General features: G+C 72.7%; 19 protein-coding genes. 15 read left to right on the forward strand and 4 right to left on the reverse strand.

The annotated features are described in order from the left end of the window. The first annotated feature begins 59 nt into the window (after positions 1-59). The 6 genes from ASG76_RS16870 to ASG76_RS16895 all read left to right on the forward strand — a co-directional run bounded on the left by ASG76_RS16870 (position 60) and on the right by ASG76_RS16895 (position 7537). A complete protein-coding gene (locus ASG76_RS16870) occupies positions 60-1937 on the forward strand; it encodes a hypothetical protein (protein ID WP_056606065.1) in 1878 nt (625 codons plus the stop codon). 88 nt (positions 1938-2025) lie between these two features. Beyond that, positions 2026-3153 carry an endonuclease/exonuclease/phosphatase family protein gene (locus ASG76_RS16875; protein ID WP_056606068.1) on the forward strand — a complete coding sequence of 376 codons (1128 nt, stop codon included), beginning with the start codon at positions 2026-2028 and terminating at the stop codon, positions 3151-3153. Positions 3154-3182: 29 nt separating this feature from the next. Then, the gene (locus ASG76_RS16880; protein ID WP_056606071.1) at positions 3183-4748 is read left to right on the forward strand and encodes a hypothetical protein; all 1566 of its coding nucleotides are present in this window, start codon (positions 3183-3185) and stop codon (positions 4746-4748) included. 13 nt (positions 4749-4761) lie between these two features. Further along, entirely contained in the window at positions 4762-4989 is a 228-nt protein-coding gene (locus ASG76_RS16885) for a DUF6752 domain-containing protein (RefSeq protein ID WP_056606074.1), read from the forward strand. Then, positions 4986-6062 carry a hypothetical protein gene (locus tag ASG76_RS16890; protein ID WP_056606078.1) on the forward strand — a complete coding sequence of 359 codons (1077 nt, stop codon included), beginning with the start codon at positions 4986-4988 and terminating at the stop codon, positions 6060-6062. The genes ASG76_RS16885 and ASG76_RS16890 overlap by 4 nt, the downstream gene beginning before the upstream one ends. 38 nt (positions 6063-6100) lie before the next feature. Continuing rightward, positions 6101-7537, forward strand: a complete 1437-nt coding sequence (locus ASG76_RS16895; RefSeq protein ID WP_056606080.1) for a phospholipase D-like domain-containing protein — start codon at positions 6101-6103, stop codon at positions 7535-7537. 9 nt (positions 7538-7546) lie between these two features. Here the strand turns inward: ASG76_RS16895 and ASG76_RS16900 are convergent, their stop codons facing one another. Beyond that, positions 7547-8164, reverse strand: a complete 618-nt coding sequence (locus tag ASG76_RS16900) for a hypothetical protein (RefSeq protein ID WP_157559171.1) — start codon at positions 8162-8164, stop codon at positions 7547-7549. 115 nt (positions 8165-8279) lie between these two features. Here ASG76_RS16900 and ASG76_RS16905 point away from each other — a divergent pair, with 115 nt between their 5' ends. Genes ASG76_RS16905 through ASG76_RS16915 form a run of 3 tightly spaced genes read left to right on the forward strand, consistent with a single transcriptional unit; the run spans position 8280 to position 11435 of the window. Further along, complete coding sequence (locus ASG76_RS16905; RefSeq protein ID WP_056606087.1) at positions 8280-9476, forward strand: acyl-CoA dehydrogenase family protein; 1197 nt, start codon at positions 8280-8282, stop codon at positions 9474-9476. Positions 9477-9518: 42 nt separating this feature from the next. Further along, positions 9519-10346 (forward strand): DUF1707 domain-containing protein, encoded by an 828-nt coding sequence (locus ASG76_RS16910; RefSeq protein WP_056606090.1) that lies wholly within the window; start codon positions 9519-9521, stop codon positions 10344-10346. Between the two features lie 57 nt (positions 10347-10403). Beyond that, positions 10404-11435, forward strand: coding sequence for a MaoC family dehydratase (locus tag ASG76_RS16915; protein ID WP_056606093.1), 1032 nt, complete (start codon positions 10404-10406; stop codon positions 11433-11435). On the opposite strand, the gene ASG76_RS16920 is transcribed toward ASG76_RS16915, so the two are convergent. Beyond that, positions 11411-12496, reverse strand: coding sequence for a hypothetical protein (locus tag ASG76_RS16920; RefSeq protein ID WP_056606095.1), 1086 nt, complete (start codon positions 12494-12496; stop codon positions 11411-11413). The two genes, ASG76_RS16915 and ASG76_RS16920, sit on opposite strands and share 25 nt — an antisense overlap. A 35-nt stretch (positions 12497-12531) precedes the next feature. Here ASG76_RS16920 and ASG76_RS16925 point away from each other — a divergent pair, with 35 nt between their 5' ends. After that, positions 12532-13353 carry a class I SAM-dependent methyltransferase gene (locus ASG76_RS16925; RefSeq protein WP_056606097.1) on the forward strand — a complete coding sequence of 274 codons (822 nt, stop codon included), beginning with the start codon at positions 12532-12534 and terminating at the stop codon, positions 13351-13353. Positions 13354-13433: 80 nt separating this feature from the next. Continuing rightward, positions 13434-13619, forward strand: a complete 186-nt coding sequence (locus ASG76_RS16930; RefSeq protein ID WP_056606099.1) for a DUF5302 domain-containing protein — start codon at positions 13434-13436, stop codon at positions 13617-13619. A 15-nt stretch (positions 13620-13634) separates the two neighbouring features. Here ASG76_RS16930 and ASG76_RS16935 read toward each other — a convergent pair whose 3' ends face one another. Continuing rightward, positions 13635-14810, reverse strand: a complete 1176-nt coding sequence (locus tag ASG76_RS16935) for an MFS transporter (protein ID WP_200948225.1) — start codon at positions 14808-14810, stop codon at positions 13635-13637. A gap of 48 nt (positions 14811-14858) precedes the next feature. Between ASG76_RS16935 and ASG76_RS16940 the strand changes: the two genes are divergently transcribed. The 3 genes from ASG76_RS16940 to ASG76_RS16950 are packed head-to-tail and all read left to right on the forward strand — an operon-like array spanning position 14859 to position 16828. Next, the gene (locus ASG76_RS16940; RefSeq protein WP_056606105.1) at positions 14859-15440 is read left to right on the forward strand and encodes a histidine phosphatase family protein; all 582 of its coding nucleotides are present in this window, start codon (positions 14859-14861) and stop codon (positions 15438-15440) included. Position 15441: 1 nt separating this feature from the next. After that, positions 15442-16290 (forward strand): PHP domain-containing protein, encoded by an 849-nt coding sequence (locus ASG76_RS16945; RefSeq protein ID WP_056606108.1) that lies wholly within the window; start codon positions 15442-15444, stop codon positions 16288-16290. Next, positions 16283-16828 (forward strand): adenylate kinase, encoded by a 546-nt coding sequence (locus ASG76_RS16950; protein ID WP_056606110.1) that lies wholly within the window; start codon positions 16283-16285, stop codon positions 16826-16828. The genes ASG76_RS16945 and ASG76_RS16950 overlap by 8 nt, the downstream gene beginning before the upstream one ends. A gap of 393 nt (positions 16829-17221) precedes the next feature. On the opposite strand, the gene ASG76_RS16955 is transcribed toward ASG76_RS16950, so the two are convergent. Beyond that, a complete protein-coding gene (locus ASG76_RS16955; RefSeq protein ID WP_056606112.1) occupies positions 17222-17752 on the reverse strand; it encodes an HNH endonuclease signature motif containing protein in 531 nt (176 codons plus the stop codon). A gap of 206 nt (positions 17753-17958) precedes the next feature. On the opposite strand from ASG76_RS16955, the gene ASG76_RS19675 reads away from it, so the two are divergent. Continuing rightward, positions 17959-18351: hypothetical protein (locus ASG76_RS19675; protein WP_235529700.1), on the forward strand; the 393-nt coding region annotated here is incomplete at its 3' end.

Here is an 18351-nt window from a genome sequence, read left to right on the forward strand (position 1 = left end):
GGGGGCACGGTCGGGACACCTCGACGGCCACTTCCCCGATCGACTGTGAGGCCCCACGCATGCTCGGCACGACCGCTCCCCAGCGCACCGCGCGACCACTACGACGCCTCTGCGCCGTCGCGCTGACGCTGGCCTCCGGCCTGCTCCTGGCCCCCTCGGCCCCCGCCTCCGCCGTCGCCCTTGCCGACGACGCCGTGCAGACGACGCCGACCACCTCGTTCCGGGTGGGCACGTTCAACGTCCTCGGCGCCGACCACACCGCGCCCGGCGGCAACCGCAAGGGCTGGGACTCCGGCGTCGTGCGGATGGACCGGGTGGTGGGCATCCTGGCCGAGAAGGAGCTCGACGTCGTGGGCTTCCAGGAGTTCCAGCCGCCGCAGGCCGCGCGCTTCCAGGAGCTCGTCGGCGCCGCGTGGCAGACCTACCCCGGCCTCGACACCACCGCCGGCCCCTCGGTCAACTCCATCGGGTGGCGCACCGACGTGTGGCAGCTGCTCGAGGCCCGCACGCTCCCGATCCCCTACTTCGACGGCGCTCCCAGCCGGATGCCGGCCGTCCTCCTCCAGAACCAGTCGACCGGGCGCCGCGTGTGGTTCTTCAACAGCCACAACCCCGCCGACGTGCGAGGCCCGGCGCAGCAGTGGCGCGACGCCGGCTTCGCGATGGAGGCCGCCCTGGCCAACGAGCTGCGGGTGACGTACCCCGACGCGCCCTTCATCTCCCTGGGCGACAAGAACGACCGCGACCGCTACTACTGCTCCGTCGCGCCCACCGCCGACCTGTGGTCCGCCAGCGGCGGCTACACCGACGGTGCCACCTGCTCGCCGCCGAAGGGCGGGGCCATCGACTGGATCATGGGCACCAAGAACGTCTTCTTCAACGGCTACACCCGCTTCTGGAACGACTACGTCGCCCGCACCAGCGACCACCCGCTCTACTACGCCAACGCCGTCGTGCCGGCCGGTGCGCCGCCGGCGATCGACCACGTGGTCGTCGTCGCCGTCCCCGGCCTGACCTCGACCGTCGTGCGCGGCCTCGGCACGGACGTCGCCGAGCTCGCCCGCCTGGTGCAGAACGGCGCCTCGACCAACCAGGCCCGCACTGCGACCGAGAGCACCGGCCCCGACGCCAACCTGGTCTCGCTGCTGAGCGGTCGGCGCGTCTTCGCCAAGCGGGGCGGGCACGGGGTGGGTTCGACGAAGACCCTGCCGGCGACCGTGCACGCCTCCGCCGGCCAGTACGTCTCCAGCATCTTCGACCTGGCGCACAACACCTCGCACCGCACCACGTTCGTGTCCTCGCGCCCGCAGACCCAGCTGCTGCACCGCAGCTGGAACAACAAGACCGGCGGCAAGGACCCCTACGGCAAGGACGACGGCGCGGCCAAGATGGACGCCTTCAAGGTCAAGCGCGACGACGCCGCCGCGGTCGGGTGGTGGCGCGACAGCATCGCGCGCCGGGCCAGCGCGCTGAGCGTCATCGAGCTCTCCGGTGTCATGAAGGCCGGACAGGCCGACGGCTACACCGGTCCGGCCTACCAGAAGGCGGTCCGCAAGGCCTTCCAGCGCGTCGCCGCCATCCGTCGGGGCATCGAGAAGCAGGCGGAGATGAACGGCACCACGCTGCTCGTCGTCACCGGCACGGGCGGCGCCCAGCGCACCCAGGGCTCGTCGGCCACGTGGAAGGAGAGCTACCAGGTGCCGATGTGGGTCACCGGCCCCGGTGTGCTCGCCGGCAGCGACCTCTACGCGCTCAACCCCTCGTTCGTCGCGCCCGGCAAGGCGCAGCCGCCGTACGCCGGCTCGCAGCCGATCCGGGTGGGTGACCTCGCGGGCCTGGTGACCCGTTCGCTCGGCCTGCCGCCGGTGCCCGGGGCCACGATGGACCCCCAGCAGCGCTTCTCGGCCTTCGATCCGCTCGCGGTGCCCGGGAGCTGATTCTCGGTTAGGCTGGCCTCACCCGGGCCGGTCGCCCTTGCAACGACGTACGCCGTGACCTCCGGGTCTCGTCTCGCAGAAGGTGGCCGTGAAGCACAAGGATCCCGAGCTGGGCACGCGACGGCCGCCGTGGCCGCGCGCGGCGGTGTGGGCTCCTCTCGCCGTGCTGCTCGTCGTCCCGATCGTCGTGTGGGCCTCGTTCTTCTCCGGTCCGGGACCCTCCGACGGAGCGGCCGAGCCGGCCAGCTCGGAGACCGCTGAGCCGCCGGACTCGGACGGCTCCGGTCGTGGCGGCGCGGCCTCGGGCGAGGACGACGCCGGGTCGGGCAAGGACGCGCGCGGTGGCGATCCCGTCGCCAGCGACGGCGCCTCGGCACAGGCCGCCCTCGACAAGTCGGTCAAGCGCTTCCGGGCGGCCCAGCGGCGACTTGCCGCGCGGGTCTCCGAGCAGCTCGAGGCGCGCAGCCAGCCCGTGTCGTTCAAGGTGGCGAGCTTCAACGTCCTCGGCGACTCCCACACCGGTCCGGGTGGACGGCCCGGCGTCCCCGACGCGAGCCCGCGCATGGACATGGCGATCGCCACCCTGCGCAACAACGGCGTCGACGTGGTCGGCTTCCAGGAGTTCGAGTCCACGCAGCACAACATGTTCGTGTCGCGGGCGGGGGAGTACTCCCTCTACCCCGGGCTCTCGCTGGGCACGAAGTCGGTGCGGTTCAACATCGCCTGGCGCAGCAGCATGTTCCGGCTCGTCGAGGCGCACACGCTCTCCATCCCCTACGCCGGTGGCAGCCGCATCGAGATGCCGGTGATCCTCCTGGAGTCCACCAGCACCGGTCGTCGGGCCTGGTTCGCCAACTTCCACAACCCCGCCGACACGGCCAACCTCGGCCAGAACGGCCGCTGGCGGGCCGAGGCCGCCGGCATCGAGATCGCGCACCTGACGGCGCTGCGCCAGGACGGCGACTACCCGGTGATCGTGACCGGCGACTTCAACGAGCGGGCCGAGATCTTCTGCCGGTTCACCGCCAGCGGCGTGTTCAGCGCCGCGGCCGGTGGCAGCACCGGCCCTGCCTGCGCGCCCCCGTCCGGCATGCAGGTCGACTGGATCTTCGGCTCCACCGGCGTCACCTTCGCCGACTACGCCGTGACCGACACCGGCCAGGCCTCCGACCACGAGATGGTGCAGGCCGAGGCCACCCTGACCGAGGTCGAGTGAGCCGCGGTCCGCTCGATATAGTGCGCCGCGTGAAGTCACTGGGCCAGCTGCGTCGAGCCGGCGCGCTGGACGTGGTCCGCATCGACGCCGACGGCCTGCTGATCGCCAGTGCGCGTGAGCGCCTCGTCGACGTCGCCTTCGACGGCCGCCGGATCTGGTCGTTCTGGCTGCACCGCGACGGCGAGCAGCGCGACGACGGCGTGCTCGTGGCGTGGCCCAAGCCGCTGCGGCCCTTCCTCGACGGCACCACCGAGGTCACCCTGACCGACCCCGGCACGGGTGCGGTCCTCCACACCGAGACGGTGCAGCTCGGCGAGGGCGGCTCGCGCATCGCGGTGGTCAACCCCGCCGGACGCCCGCTGAGCCTCGACAAGTCGCTCAAGCTGGTCGAGACCTTCGACACCCGCGACGCCGCGCACGTCGAGCCCCTCCTCGACGCGATCGACGAGGTCCTCGGCGCCCTGCGGCGCGTCGGGCTCGACCCCTTCCTGGCCTACGGCACGGCCCTCGGCGCGATCCGCGACGGGGGCCTCATCGGCCACGACAGCGACGCCGACCTGGGCTACGTCAGCACCCACGACCACCCGGTCGACGCGATCAGGGAGTCCTTCCGGATCCAGCGCGCGCTGACCGACATGGGCTACCGCGTCACCCGCTACTCCGCGATCGGGCTCAAGGTCCACGTCCTGGAGAGCGACGGCCTCGACCGCGGCCTCGACGTCTTCGGCGGCTTCATGCGCGACGGCGTCCTCTACCTCATGGGCGAGATCGCCGTGCCGTTCCGCAAGGACTGGATCTTCCCGCTCGGCACCGCCTCGCTCGAGGGACGCGAGTTCCCGGTCCCGGCCAACGCCGACAAGTTCCTCACCGCCACCTACGGCCCCGGCTGGCGCACGCCCGACCCGGCCTACAAGTTCACCACCCCGGCCAGCACCATCGAGCGCTTCAACGGCTGGTTCCGCGGCATGCGCACCGGCCGCGCCGGCTGGCACGGCTACCACAAGCGCACCGCCCACCAGAAGCAGACGGTCTCCGCGGTCGCGCACGAGGTCGCCGAGCGGCACCCCGACCTCGCGACGTACGTCGACATCGGCTGCGGTCGCGGCGCCGACGTGGCCTTCTTCGCCGACCGCGGCACGCGCGCCATCGGCCTGGACTTCCAGCCCTTCGCCTACGAGGCGGAGGCGCAGCGGCGCGCCGACGACCCGCTGGTGAGCTTCCAGCTCTTCAACCTCCTCGAGCTGCGCCACGTGCTGGCCGTGTCGGCGTGGGTGGCGCGCACCCCGGCGCCGCGCGCGGTGGGCTGCGTCCACGTCATCGAGCGCCTCGGCCGTCGCGGCAGGCTCAACATGCTCCGCTCGGCGCGGATGATGCTCGCGGGCACGACCGGCACCCTGCACCTGCAGTTCCTCAGCGACAAGGGCCGCGACGGCTACGCTCGGCGTACGGGCGCGCGCAAGCCGCTCGACCCGGCGATCGTGGCCGCCGAGGTCGCGGAGTCGGGGGGGCGGATCCTCGAGCAGGTGCGCGAGCCCGTCTCGACCGACGCCGGCAGCTCGCAGGTGTGCCGCATGATCATCGACTTCGACGCGTGAGGTGGGAACAGCCATGTTCGGACTGAGGAACGTCCGTGGACCGGGCAGCCGGCACGGGGCGGACGGCGACCTCGAGCGTCGCGTCGCCGCGCTCGAGGAGGCCGTGCAGGAGAACCGCGCGCTCAACGTGCGCCTCGCCGAGCTGACCGACGTGGTCTCCGAGCTCCTCCTCCCGGTCGCCGCCCGCGACGAGAAGAAGCTGGAGGAGCTGCTCGGGAAGTACCGCGGGGACTTCTCTTGAGCCCTGCCCCGGGCACCGGCGCCCCGCGTCGGGTCTTCCTGCACATCGGGCTGCCCAAGACCGGCACGACGTACCTCCAGCAGGTCGTGTGGGCCAACCGCGACCGGCTGCGCGCCGACGGCCTGCTCCTGCCCGGCTTCGGCCACCGCGAGCACCTGTGGGCCGCGCTCGACCTGCAGGAGCGTCCTCGCCTCGAGCGGCGCCACCGTGACGCGCCGGGCGCGTGGCGACGCCTGGTGGAGGAGGCGCTCGCCCACCCCGGCGACGTGCTGATCACCCACGAGTTCCTCTGCGGCGCCAGTGCCGAGCAGGCGTCCCGGGCGCTGGCGAGCTTCCCCGGCGCCGAGGTGCACCTCGTGGTCACCGCACGCGACGCCGCGAGCGTGGTCTCGGCGGGCTGGCAGGAGTCGGTGAAGAACGGCAGCACCGTCGACCTCGACGCCGTGATGGACGGGCGAGCCGCAGGTGGCCCGGAGTTCAGCATGCGCACGTGGGACCTGGCCGGTGTGCTGGAGCGCTGGACCCCCGAGCTGCCGGGGGAGCGGGTGCACGTGCTGGTGATGCCGGGCCGCGACGAGGCACCCGACCTGCACTGGCACCACTTCGCCGAGGTGCTCGGCCTCGACCCCGACGCCTACGACGTGCCCACCGAGTCGGTGAACCCGGCGCTGGGCATCGTGCAGATCGAGACCCTGCGCCTGGTCAACCAGCACCTGCCGAAGTACAACGCCCACGACCGCGGGGTGTGGATCCGCGGCTACCTCGCCGAGGACCTGCTCGCGCGTCAGCCGCGCGAGCGCGGCGGGCTGCCCGAGCGCTACCGGTCCCGCTTCGCCCAGCTCGACCGGGCGGCCACGGAGATCGTCACGACGCGGGGCTTCCACGTGCTCGGCGACCTCGCCGCACTCGACGGCGAACGCCGCGAGGCGGCCGCCCGCGGGGCGGGACGCGAGCCCGGCACCGTCACCGCCGAGGAGCTTCTCGAATCTGCCGCTCGTCTCGTCGCTGATATCGTGGCGGACGTCCGGGCGAGCACGGGTGACGTGCCGCCGCGGTCCCGGGGGATCATCTGACCCGGGTGCCCGAGAGGCGCCCCGAGGGAGTTGTCGACGTGCGTTCCAAGTTCATTGCCCTGCTCGCCACCTGTGGCATCGCGGCCGCGCTGCTCGCGCCTGCCGTGGGCACCGCTGCGGCGGCGCCGGCCCCGGGCGGCGCTGCGACCGCGGCCTCCGCCGCGCCTGCCGCGCTGGCCGCGCGCAAGCCGGGGAGGCCCAACAAGAAGTGGAAGGTGCCGACCGGGGCGAAGTTCAACAACCCGATGGTGCCCAAGGACCGCTACGTGATCGAGCGCCACGTCCTGCGGGCCATCCGCAACACGCCCAAGGGCGAGAAGATCACCATCTCGGCCTACTCCCTCGACCGCCAGGTCTACGCCGACGAGCTGATCCGGGCCAAGAAGCGCGGGGTCAAGGTCAAGGTCCTGCTCAACGACCACCTCGTGCCCGGCGCCCAGGTGCGGATCCAGAGGGTGCTCGGCCACAACACCAAGAAGTCGAGCTTCCTCAAGCGCTGCGTGTCGGGCTGTCGTGCCGACGAGAACGAGTACAACAACCTGCACAGCAAGTTCTACCTGTTCTCGCGCACCGGCCGGAACCGCAACGTCGTGATGCTCGGCTCCTACAACATGACGCTCAACGCCGTGCGCTGGCAGTGGAACGACCTCTACACCACCGTCGGCAAGAAGACCCTCTACGACCAGTTCATCGAGCTGTTCAACGACATGCGCCCCGACTGGGACAAGCGCCGCGCGACCTACGAGTTCTGCGACGGCGGCCGGGTGTGTCCCGCCGGCGACATGCAGAAGTACCACACGTTCGTGTTCCCGCGGCACACGACGCCGAGCAGCGACGTCGTGCTCGACATCCTCAACAACGTGCAGTGCGTCTACACCGACGCCGCCGGTGTGCAGAAGCGCACGCTGCTGCGCCTGTCGATGCATTCCATGCGCGGACGACGCGGCAACTACATCGCCGACAGGCTGCGCCAGCTCTACGCCGACGGCTGCAACCTGCGCGTCAACTACGGCCTGATGGGCTTCCACACCAAGCAGCACATCGGCGCACCGACCGCGCGTGGCCGCGTCCCGCTGCGCTCCACCGGGTTCAACCTGGTCGACGACCCGGTCACCTCCACGTCGGAGGAGGAGACGCCCGAGAACATCGAGCGCTACACCCACCACAAGTACTTCGTGCTCAAGGGCTCCTACAAGGGCGTCGTGGACAGCAACATCGTGTGGACCGGCTCGACCAACTGGTCGAGCCTGGGCACCCCGCAGGACGAGATCCTCTTCACGATGCACGGACGCCAGAACGTGCGCGACTACCTCGCCAACTTCGCCCTGATGTGGCAGGAGCCCTACAGCCGCGACGCCTACACCACGACGTACTCCTCGTGGCGCACGGCTGACGGCACCGTGGTCCGCAAGCCGATGGTGACGGTGGAGCCCGACGGCCTGCGCGGCGCCGGCCCCACCTGGGAGGACGACTGATCGAGCGGGTCAGCCGTCCTGCTCGGCCGCGTCCTCGGCCGGCAGGAGGGACTCGGCCAGGCCGCGGACCGTCTCGAGGTCGGGGCCCTGCAGCACCACCGTGCTGCCCTTCAGGTCGTGCGCCAGCACGGTCGCGCCGTCGTGGTCCCACGCCGACCAGGTGCCGGTGCCCCAGTCGGTGAGGTCGACGTCGTCGGCGGGCGTGAGCTCGGCGTCGGCGGCGGGCGTGAGCTCGGCGTCGGCGAGCGCCTCGGCGCTCGTGCCGGGCAGCTGGTCGAGCACGACGTCGCCGGTCGGGGCGGTGAACTCCATGCGCCACCACTGCGGGTCGGCGGTGTAGCCGCCGCCGCGGGCGGTCCAGCCGTCGGGCAGGACGGTGGGCACCATGGTGATGAGCTTGTCGTCGACCGCGCGCAGCGCCGCCTTCTTGTAGCGCTCGCGCATCCTCGGCTCGGTGCCGAAGTCGATCGGCTCGACGGGCTCGGGTGTCGCCGTGCTGGGGGAGGAGCTCGACGTCGCGTCACCGCCCGGTTCGTCCGCGGAGGGGCCCGTCTCGTCGCCGCAACCGGCGGCGAGCAGCACGAGTGAGGCGGCGAGGGCGGGTGCGGTCGTACGAGTCGGTCGCATGCCCCAGTCTCTCACGCACGTCGGTGTGACATCAGTCTCCGACGTGGGCCCTGCCCAGGTGAACGACCAGTAACTAGACTCCCGGACGTCCATCAGCGACCGCTCAGGAGCCCCCATGCCTCGCCTCTGCCAGACCGACGGCCTCTCCGAGGACCAGACCGAGATCCTCAAGGCCGTGCGTCAGTTCGTGGACGAGCAGATCATCCCGGTGGCCCAGGAGCTCGAGCACGCCGACGAGTACCCGCAGGAGATCATCGACGGGCTCAAGGAGCTCGGCGTCTTCGGCCTGACCATCCCCGAGGAGTTCGGCGGGCTCGGCGAGTCGCTGCTGACCTACGCGCTCGTGGTCGAGGAGATCGCCCGCGGCTGGATGAGCGTCTCCGGCGTGATCAACACCCACTTCATCGTGGCCTACATGCTCATCCAGCACGGCACGGAGGAGCAGAAGCAGAAGTACCTCCCGCGCATGGCGACCGGTGAGGTCCGCGGCGCGTTCTCGATGTCCGAGCCGGGCCTCGGCTCGGACGTCTCGGCGGTGTCGACCAAGGCCACGCGCGCCGACGACGGGTCCTACAGCATCACCGGGCAGAAGATGTGGCTCACCAACGGCGCCACCTCGACCCTGGTCGCGGTGCTGACCAAGACCGACGAGGGTGCCGACTCGGTCTACAAGAACATGACGACCTTCCTCGTGGAGAAGGAGGCCGGCTTCGGCGAGACCGCCCAGGGCATCACCGTGCCGGGCAAGATCGACAAGATGGGCTACAAGGGCGTCGAGACGACCGAGCTCATCTTCGAGGGCCACGAGATCTCCGCCGACCAGGTGCTGGGCGGGGAGCCCGGCAAGGGCTTCTTCCAGATGATGGACGGCGTCGAGGTCGGGCGCGTCAACGTCGCCGCCCGCGCGTGCGGCCTGGCCTGGCGCGGCTTCGAGCTCGGCATCGCCTACGCCCAGCAGCGCAAGACCTTCGGCAAGGCCATCGCCGAGCACCAGGCGGTGCTGTTCCGCCTCGCCGAGATGGCCACCAAGGTCGAGGTCGCGCACACGATGATGGTGAAGGCCGCGCGTCTCAAGGACACCGGCCAGCGCATGGACGTCGAGGCCGGCATGGCCAAGATGGTCGCCAGCGAGTACGCCAACGAGGTCGTGGAGGACTCCTTCCGCATCCATGGCGGCTACGGCTACTCCAAGGAGTACGAGATCGAGCGGCTGATGCGCGAGGTCAAGTTCATGCTCATCGGCGAGGGCACCTCCGACATCCAGAAGATGATCATCGGCCGCAGCCTGCTCAAGGACTACCGGCTGCGCTGAGCGCCCCTCGCGCGGCGGTCCCCGGCCCTAGACTCCGGGGCCATGGACGGCATGCGCGCTCGAGACGCGGACCGCGACCGGTTCGTGGACCTCATCGAGGCGGCGTACGTCGACGGCCAGCTGGGCGCGGAGGACCGCGAGCTGCGGGTGACGCGCGCGCTGTCGGCGGAGACCGTCGACGAGCTGCGCTCCCTGACCCGCGACCTGCAGGCACCCGCCGGCGCGGTCGTGCCCGACGTCGCCGCCAGTCCTGCGCGACTCACCCTCCAGCTCGTCGCGTTCGTGGCGCTGGCGGTGCTGCTGCTGGGGGCGGGCGTGACGTCGCTGCTGGCGCTCGCCGGTGGCGGTGAGTCCGACTCGGCCACGTCCAGCGGCGTGGCCGTCGACGTCGGGTCTGCGCCCGCCGAGCCCGAGCTCGTGACATCGGCGCCCTTCCGGATGGAGGCCGCGCGAGTGCGCGCGTTCCTGCGCGCCTACGAGGCGGAGTTCGGCACCCTCGACGCCTACGAGGTCGGCTTCTACCCCGCCCGCGTCGGCGTGCAGGTCCCGGTGCGGGGCTCGCGCCCGCGCTCCGAGCTCTGGTCCTTCGACGGCGGGTGGCGCCAGGACGCCGAGGCCGCCGCGGTCCGCCCGCCGAGCCCGGTGGTCGACCTCGGCGCGCTCGACGTACGCCGGCTCTTCGCCAACATCGCGGTGGCGAGGAAGACGCTCGGGGTGCAGGGCGGCAGGCTCAGCCACGTGCTGGTCGACACCTGGACCGACGGGCAGCCGACGGTCAACATCCACGTCTCCAACTCCTACGGCGAGAGCGGCTACCTCAAGACCACGATGTCGGGCGACGTGGTCCGCGCCTTCCCCTACGACGGGTGACGCATCCCACGCGCTGACGGCCGCCCCAGCGGGCGCGGCTGCGGCACGATGTCGGGCATGAAGACCAACGCCGGCAACTTCTTCGAGGACTTCACGCTCGGGCAGGTGATCGAGCACGCCACACCGCGCACGATCACCGAGGGCGACCGCGCGCTCTACGGCGCGATCTACCCCACGCGCTTCGCGGTGCCGTCGTCGGCGCAGTTCGCCGCCTCCGTCGGTCTCGACCCGCACCCGGTCGAGGAGCTGGTCGGCTTCCACGTCGCCTTCGGCAAGACGGTGCCCGACGTCTCGCTCAACGCGGTGGCCAACCTCGGCTACGCCGAGTGCCGCTTCCACCTGCCCGTCGTGCCGGGCGACACGCTGCGCACCCGCTCGGAGGTCATCGGCCTCAAGGAGAACTCCAACGGCCGGACCGGCGTGGTCTGGGTGCGCTCGACCGCGACCAACCAGCGCGGGGAGGTCGCGATCGACTGGGCGCGCTGGGTGATGGTGCACAAGCGCGCTGCGGAGTCGCCCGCCCCCGAGGCCGTCGTCCCCGACCTCGCCGCGGCCGTCGCCGCCGAGGACCTCGTGGTGCCCGCCGGCCTCGACTTCTCGGCGTACGACGTGGTCGCCGCCGGCTCGCCGCACCTGATGGGTGACTACGAGGTGGGCGAGCGCATCGACCACGTCGACGGCGTGACGCTCACCGACGCCGAGCACATGATGGCCACCCGGCTGTGGCAGAACACCGCCAAGGTGCACTTCAACACCGACGCCCGTCCCGACGGCCGGCGGCTCGTCTACGGCGGCCACGTCATCTCGCTGGCCCGCGCCCTGTCGTTCAACGGCCTGGCCAACGCGCAGCTGGTGGCGGCGATCAACGCCGGCGCGCACGTCGCGCCCGCCTTCGCCGGTGACACGGTGCACGCGTGGTCGGAGGTGCTCGACACCGCCGAGCTCGACGCCCCCGGTGTCGGGGCGCTGCGCCTGCGGCTGGTGGCGACCAAGGGCCGCGACGAGTCGATGACGCTGCGCGGCGAGGACCAGAAGTACGCCGACGGCGTGCTGCTCGACCTGGACTACTGGGCGCTCGTGCCGCGCTGAGGCTCGCGCAGCGACCTCGCGATCGCCTCGAGCGCGTCGTGGAGGTCTGCGGGCGCGTCGAGGCCGAGCCGCGCGAGCACGGCCGTCGCGGCGACCAGCAGTTCGTCGTCGCCTGCCTCGTCGGGCGTCCGTCCCTCGCGGGGAGGCGGGGGGAGCAGGTCCTCGAGGTCGCCCACGACGTCGTAGCCACCGCTGCGGAGCTCGGCCACGACGGCCTCCGACCGTTCCCGGATCCAGCCGCGGTGCCGCTCGGGCACGACGTACGACTCGCCGGGCGCGACGCCGGCCAGCGCCTGCGGCACGAAGGTGCCCTTGACGTGGCGGGTGAGCGCCGGTGAGCGCTCCGCGCGCGGGACCAGCTCGTTGACCCGGCGCAGCAGCTCGGCCTCGACGAGCCCGAGCGAGTCGTTGGGGCGCTGCGCCTCGGTGGCGAGCCCGGTGGTGTCGAGGCCCAGGACCGCGGCGGTGCGCTGCCACAGCTCGTCACGCGGTGCACCCGGTGCGGGGACGACGACGAGGTGGACGCGGTGGGGCGGCACCCCCGACGACCACCGGGCGGCGATGGCGGGGACGTCCTGGTAGCGCCAGAACTTCTGGTCGTCCTCACCGCGGCGCACGGTGGCGAGGAAGCGTCGGTAGGGCTGGCGGGCACCCATCTTGACCCGTTGCTGCCACGCCGAGGGCAGCACCCGGCCGAGGTCGCGGGCGGTGAGGACCACGTGGACCTCCTCCGCGGCCGAGGACCCCTGGGCGAGTGCCGCAGCAGCCGCCGCGGGAGGGGAGTCGGCGAAGTGCTCGTTGCTGATGAGCACGTCGCCCGGCCACTCGCGGGTCTCGTCGACCAGGCGCTGCCACGCGCTGCGCTCGCGCTCGCCGAGGGTCTCGACGACCGCGGTCATGCCCTTGACGACGGCCGCGGCTGTGAAGTGGTCGCGCCGGCCGCTGCCCGGGAGCAGGAGCCCGCGCTCGCGCAGCTCGTCGCGGTGTCGCCACCACAGGTCCTGCAGGTAGCTCGTGCCCGACTTCGCGGTGCCGACGTGGAGGAACACACGGCGAGCCATGCGGGCGACCCTACTGGGTGGGGCAGACTCGACCCGTGGCCTGGGATCGCGCGTTCTTCTACGACACCTACCCCCGGCTCGAGGAGGCCTTCGCCGCCCGCCTCGACGAGAGCCTGGCGCCGCGCGACCCCTCGATCCTGCTGCAGGTCGTGCGCGAGCTCGACCTCCCGCCCGACAGCCGGGTGGCCGACGTCGGCTGCGGCGAGGGCACCCACGCGTTCCGCCTCGCCACGCACTTCGGCCTGCGCGTGCTGGGCATCGACCCGGTGCAGCGCCACCTCGACCTCGCCCGCGCCGCGCGGCGCGACGTCGTGCCCGACATCGCCTCCCGGGTGGCGTTCGAGCGCGGCACCGCGACCGCGGTGCCCGCACACGACGGCTCCCTCGACCTCGTCTGGTGCCGTGACGTGATGGTCCACGTCGAGCACCCCGACGATGCGTTCGCGGAGTTCGCCCGGGTGCTGCGCCCCGGCGGCCACGTGGTGGCGTACCAGGTCGTGGCCACCGACCTGATGCCCTCGCAGGAGGCCGGGTGGCTCTTCGAGGTGATGGGTGTGGTGCCCGCCAGCACCGACCCGCGGGTGCTCGACGAGGCGATCGCGCGCTCGGGGCTGGAGGTGGTCGACACCATCGACCTGGCTGCCGAGTGGGGGGAGTGGTCGCAGGAGCAGGAGGGCGCTGCAGGCCGGGCGCTGCTCCACCTGGCGCGGCTGCTGCGCGAGCCCGAGCGCTACCGCGCCGAGTTCGGCGACGCGGCGTACGACGTCATGCTCGGCGACTGCCGCTGGCACGTCAGCCGGATGGAGGGCAAGCTCGCCGGACGCCTCGACGTGCTGCGCAAGCCGCGCCGTCGTTGAGCGATAACCCCTCGACCCCGTTGGCCGGGTTTGGCAGGGTGGCAGTCCGGACGCCCACAACCCCCACCCAGGAGGACCCCATGGCCGACCAGGACCCCAACGCCGACCTGAAGGCGAAGATGCGCGAGGCCCTCGACCGCAAGAAGGGCCACCTGCACCCCGACGACACCGCCGGGTCGCGCGAGAAGGCGCACGGCTCGGAGGTCAACGACAAGAACGTCGCCAAGCCGATGCACCGCCGCAAGGCCGGTGGCGGCGGGGTCTGACCCTCTGCCCGTCGCTCAGGCGCCGGCGGACAGCTCGTCCGCCGGCGCGAAGGCACGGGCCAGCCAGAACAGCGCCACCACGAGCACCAGCGGGACCGCGAAGCCGACCCGCAACGACCCGGCGCCGACGGCCCCGGTCATGACGGCGCCGAGCAGGGCCCCGGCGTAGTTGAACTGGTTGAAGCGCGCCACCACGGCGTCGACCCGGGCGTGCCGGGTGGCGGGGTCGGCGTCACGACCGGCCAGTGCCGCCGCCGCCGAGAAGCTCAGCGGCGCCACGACCGCGACCCCGCAGCCGAGCAGGGTGAAGCCCGCCACCGCCACCGGCCACGACGGCGCCGCCACGATCGTGGCGAGGGCGACCAGCGCCACCGCCGCGCCCACGCGGAGGAGCCGAACGGCACCGACCCGCTCGGTCAGGCCGTCACCGACGAGGCGGACCAGGCCGCTGGCCAGCAGGTAGGGCAGGGTCGCCAGCGCGACCAGCTCCTCGGGGGCGGAGAAGACGTCGTCGAGGTAGACCGGCCCCCACGTGGCCGCCGCCGTGTCGACGGTGTAGAAGACGACCAGCGCCAGCCCGACCATCACGATCGCGCGCCACGGCACGTCGGTCTCCGTGGCCGTGGCGGCCTCGCCGTGGTCGCGCGGCAGGAACGGTGCCGCGGCGACCGCCAGCGGGAGCAGCGCCACCAGCGCGATCGCCGACCAGGGCACGTTGCTGCTCACCAGTGTCACGACGGCGCCGACCACGCCGCCGAGGGTCCAGGCGCCGTGGCACGACGGCAGCACGACCCGTCCCAGCCGGTGCTCGAGGGCGACGGCCTGCATGTTGCCGGTCGCGTCGACCAGCCCCAGCCCGACGCCGTACGCCGCGAGCCCGAGGACGAACAGCGGCCGGGTCGGCGCGAGCACCAGGGCCGCCACGGAGCCGGCCACCCCGAGCAGCCCGGCGCGCAGCACCACCGCGCTGTCGAGGCGCGGGGCGAGGCGCTCGGCCACCAGCGACCCGGCGCCGGCCAGCAGCACCATCATCAGCAGGACGCCCGACAGCGCGAGCTCGCCGAGGTCCCAGCGGTCCTGGATGCGCGGCAGCCGGGTGGTGAGGCTGATGAAGACCAGGCCCTGGGTGAGGAAGGCCAGCGCGATCGCCGGCCGCGCCCGGCCGAGGTCTGGTCGCGTGGGCGCCGTCATGGTGAGCATCGTGGCAGCCCGGCCGGCTGGTCGTGGCAGACTCGCGGCATGTCCTCGGCCGGCTCCAGTCCCACCCGCCCCGAGCTCTGGCTGGTCCGCCACGGCGAGACGGAGTGGAGCCGCGACGGGCGGCACACCTCGACCACCGACCTGCCGCTCACCGAGCCGGGGGAGCGGGCGGCCACCTCGCTGCGCGAGCGTCTGGCCGGGGTGGAGTTCGACCTGGTGCTGAGCAGCCCGCGCCAGCGCGCACGGCGTACGGCCGAGCTGGCCGGCTTCGCCGACCCCGTGCTCGACGACGACCTGGTCGAGTGGGCCTACGGCGACTACGAGGGCATCACCACGGCCGAGATCCGCGAGACCGTGCCGGGCTGGACGGTGTGGACCCACCCGGTGCCGGGCGGCGAGTCGGCCGACGAGGTCTCGGCCCGTCTCGACCGGGTGGTCGAGCGGGTGCGCGAGCACGGCCGGGTGCTGGTCTTCGCCCACGGCCACTCGCTGCGCGTGCTCACCGCGCGCTGGCTCGAGCAGCCCGCCGCGGAGGGGCGGTTCTTCCGCCTCGACACTGCGACCGTCTCGGTGCTGGGCTTCGAGCGCGACAACCCGGCGCTGCTGAAGTGGAACTCGTGACGTGCGGATCGACCTCCACACGCACTCCTCGGCCAGCGACGGCACCGACACCCCCGCCGACCTGGTCCGCGCGGCCGCGGCCGCGGGGCTCGACGTCGTCGCGCTGACCGACCACGACGCCATGTCCGGCTGGGCCGAGGCCAGGCGCGCGGCCGACGAGGTCGGCATCACGCTGGTGCCGGGGCTCGAGATCAGCACCCGCTTCGGCCACCGCGGCGCCCACCTGCTCGGCTACGTGCCCGACCCCGCGCACGCGCCGCTCGTGACCGTGCTCGACCGCATCCTCGACGGGCGCACCGAGCGCACGCCCGCGATCGTCGCCGCGCTGCGCGAGCACGGCATCGACATCACCGAGGACGACGTACGCCGTGAGGCCGGTGGCTCGGTCGCCGCCGGCCGGCCGCACGTCGCCGACGCCCTCGTCCGCCAGGGCGTCGTGGGGGACCGGGGCGAGGCGTTCACCGAGCTCCTCGACCCCGGCCGCCCCGGCTACGTCAACCGCTATGCACCGGCGCTGGAGGAGATGATCGCGCTCGTCGGCGCCGCGGGCGGCGTCACCGTGATCGCCCACCCGTGGGGTCGCGGCGGTCGCTCGGCGCTCGACGAGGCGGCCCTCGCCCGGCTGCGCGACCTCGGCCTGGCCGGGATCGAGGTCGACCACCAGGACCACGGCCCCGCCGAGCGCGCCGAGCTGCGCGCGATCGCCCGCAACCTCGACCTCGTCGTCACCGGCAGCAGCGACCACCACGGCCTCGGCAAGGTCGACCACGACCTCGGGGTCAACACGACCGAGCCGGAGCAGTACGAGCGGCTGATGTCGCTGGCGGGGTCGTCGGTCTCCGGTGGTTGAGGTCCCGGACCGGGTCCTCGTCTACGGCGTCACCGGCAGCGGCAAGTCGACGGCTGCGTCCGCGATCGGTGCGCGGACCGGGCACCCCGTGACGCTCGTCGACGAGCTCACCTGGCTGCCCGGCTGGGTGCCGGTCGAGGAGGACGAGCAGCGGCGCATCATCGGCGAGATCACGTCGGGCGAGCGCTGGCTGCTCGACTCGTCGTACGGCGCCTGGCTCGACCTGGTGCTCCCGCGCGCACAGCTGGTGGTCGGGCTCGACTACCCACGCTGGCTCTCCCTCGCCCGGCTGGTGCGACGCACGGTCTCCGGCGCCGTCACCCGCGAGCCACGCTGCAACGGCAACGTCGAGACCTGGCGCGCCATCGTCCGGCGTGACTCGATCATCGTGTGGCACTTCCGCTCGTTCGCCCGCAAGAGGGACCGGATGCGGGCCTGGGCGGAGTCGCCGGACGGGCCGGAGGTGCTGCTGTTCCGGCGCCCGCGAGACCTGGAGGCATGGATCGCCTCGCTGGCGGGCCCCCGGCTCACCGACTGAGGAGGTCACGGCCCGCCTCGCCGGGCGGCCTCAGCTCCGCTCGGCCGCCGCGAAGTCGTCGCGCAGGCGCTTCCACTGCGGATGATGAACGTGCGGATGGGGAAGCGCGGGATGAGGGCGAGCCCGAGCTTGTCGACGAGCGGTGGTGGCGCCGGTGCAGGTCCATTCGGCGTGCCCGCGGCTGCCGCCTGGCTCAGGGACAGCGCGGACGGCCCCGTCCCCGCCTCCGCGCCAGCTGCACTCCTCGACGGTCCAGCAGCCCACTGACGGGTCCGACCAGTCGAAGCGCACCCCCTCAGGCGACACCGCGACGACGTGCGTCCCGCGTTCACCAACCCGCCGGGACGTGCCTGTGGCCCCGTCAGCTCGTGGCTGGCGGGGTGCGGGGCGGGGTCATGGTCGGTCGGGCGGGTCTCGCGGATCGACCGCGGTGGTGCCGTGCCGGTCGCGGCGGTAGCGGTGGCCGTGGGGCGAGGTCCACTCGAAGACTCCGGGCGCTGTCGTCTCGTAGCGCCAGGCGGAGTGGGTCTTGAGGCGGTGGTGGGAGCGGCAGAGCGCGGCGAGGTTCGAGGTCGTCGTCGGGCCGGGCTGTTCGCGTTCCTCGACGGCAGCCTCGTGGTCGAACTCGACGACGTGGTCGACGTCGCAGGCCCGCGCGTTGCGGCCGCACCAGGGAAACACGCACGCGCGGTCTCGCAGGACCACTTGCTCGCGGATGCGGTCGGGGACGGCGTACGCCGGAGTGGACTGCTCGGCATTGAGGTCGATGACGGGCTTGACGGTGATCTTCGTGCGCGCGTCGCCGCACCACGACTGCAGCTGACCGAGGAGGAGGAGCCGCTGACGCTCCTCGAGACGACCGGTGGGCCCGAAGACCGTCGACCCGTCGCCTGTGGTGGCGGCGTCGAAGTGCGCGTGGAGCACGACCTCCCGCGCCGCGGGCAGTCCGTCGGCGTCCGCCTCGCCGCTCGGCTCGGCGTTGCCCCGGGAGAACAGGTCGAGCGCGGTCTGCGTCCGAGCGAGGTCGCCCAGCGCGGTCGCCCGGCGGGCGTCGAGGGACTCGGCCGATCCGAGGGCCTTCTGCGTCGCAGCGCCGTGACCTCGGCCTCGACGCGGACGGTGCCGGCGAAGTGCACGTCCTCGTCGTGGATGGTCACGTGGCGCGGGTCGACGTGGAGGTAGCCGTCCTCCGGATCAGCAGCCGGGTCGGCGGCGGCGAGGTCGAACCGCTTGATCGTCTCGGCGACGAGGCGGTCGAGCTGCGCGGTCCCGATCTTCCCGGCGACGGCTGCGACCTGGGCGTCGACGAAGCGTGCCGCGTCAACCGTGAGCGCGGGCGCAGAGTGGATCGTCACCTCGGCCACGGACCTCGCCCGGAAGGCCGGGACCCGCCCCGACTGGACCTGTGCCCAGACTCGGGGGAGGCGGTGCCGCAGCTCGAGGGCGTGGCCGATGAGCTTCTTCGCAGCAGTGGTCGAGATGCCGAGCACGGTGCCGAGCTCCGCGATGCAGAACTCCGCGAC

Source organism: Nocardioides sp. Soil774, assembly GCF_001428125.1.
Classification (GTDB): domain Bacteria; phylum Actinomycetota; class Actinomycetes; order Propionibacteriales; family Nocardioidaceae; genus Nocardioides.

Bases quoted from the DNA above. Each gene is read 5' to 3' on its own strand.
- ASG76_RS16870 (WP_056606065.1), top strand. From the start codon at position 60: ATGCTCGGCACGACCGCTCCCCAGCGCACCGCGCGACCACTACGACGC.
- ASG76_RS16885 (WP_056606074.1), top strand. From the start codon at position 4,762: ATGTTCGGACTGAGGAACGTCCGTGGACCGGGCAGCCGGCACGGGGCG.
- ASG76_RS16900 (WP_157559171.1), bottom strand. From the start codon at position 8,164: ATGCGACCGACTCGTACGACCGCACCCGCCCTCGCCGCCTCACTCGTG.
- ASG76_RS16905 (WP_056606087.1), top strand. From the start codon at position 8,280: ATGCCTCGCCTCTGCCAGACCGACGGCCTCTCCGAGGACCAGACCGAG.
- ASG76_RS16910 (WP_056606090.1), top strand. From the start codon at position 9,519: ATGGACGGCATGCGCGCTCGAGACGCGGACCGCGACCGGTTCGTGGAC.
- ASG76_RS16915 (WP_056606093.1), top strand. From the start codon at position 10,404: ATGAAGACCAACGCCGGCAACTTCTTCGAGGACTTCACGCTCGGGCAG.
- ASG76_RS16920 (WP_056606095.1), bottom strand. From the start codon at position 12,496: ATGGCTCGCCGTGTGTTCCTCCACGTCGGCACCGCGAAGTCGGGCACG.
- ASG76_RS16930 (WP_056606099.1), top strand. From the start codon at position 13,434: ATGGCCGACCAGGACCCCAACGCCGACCTGAAGGCGAAGATGCGCGAG.
- ASG76_RS16935 (WP_200948225.1), bottom strand. From the start codon at position 14,810: ATGACGGCGCCCACGCGACCAGACCTCGGCCGGGCGCGGCCGGCGATC.
- ASG76_RS16940 (WP_056606105.1), top strand. From the start codon at position 14,859: ATGTCCTCGGCCGGCTCCAGTCCCACCCGCCCCGAGCTCTGGCTGGTC.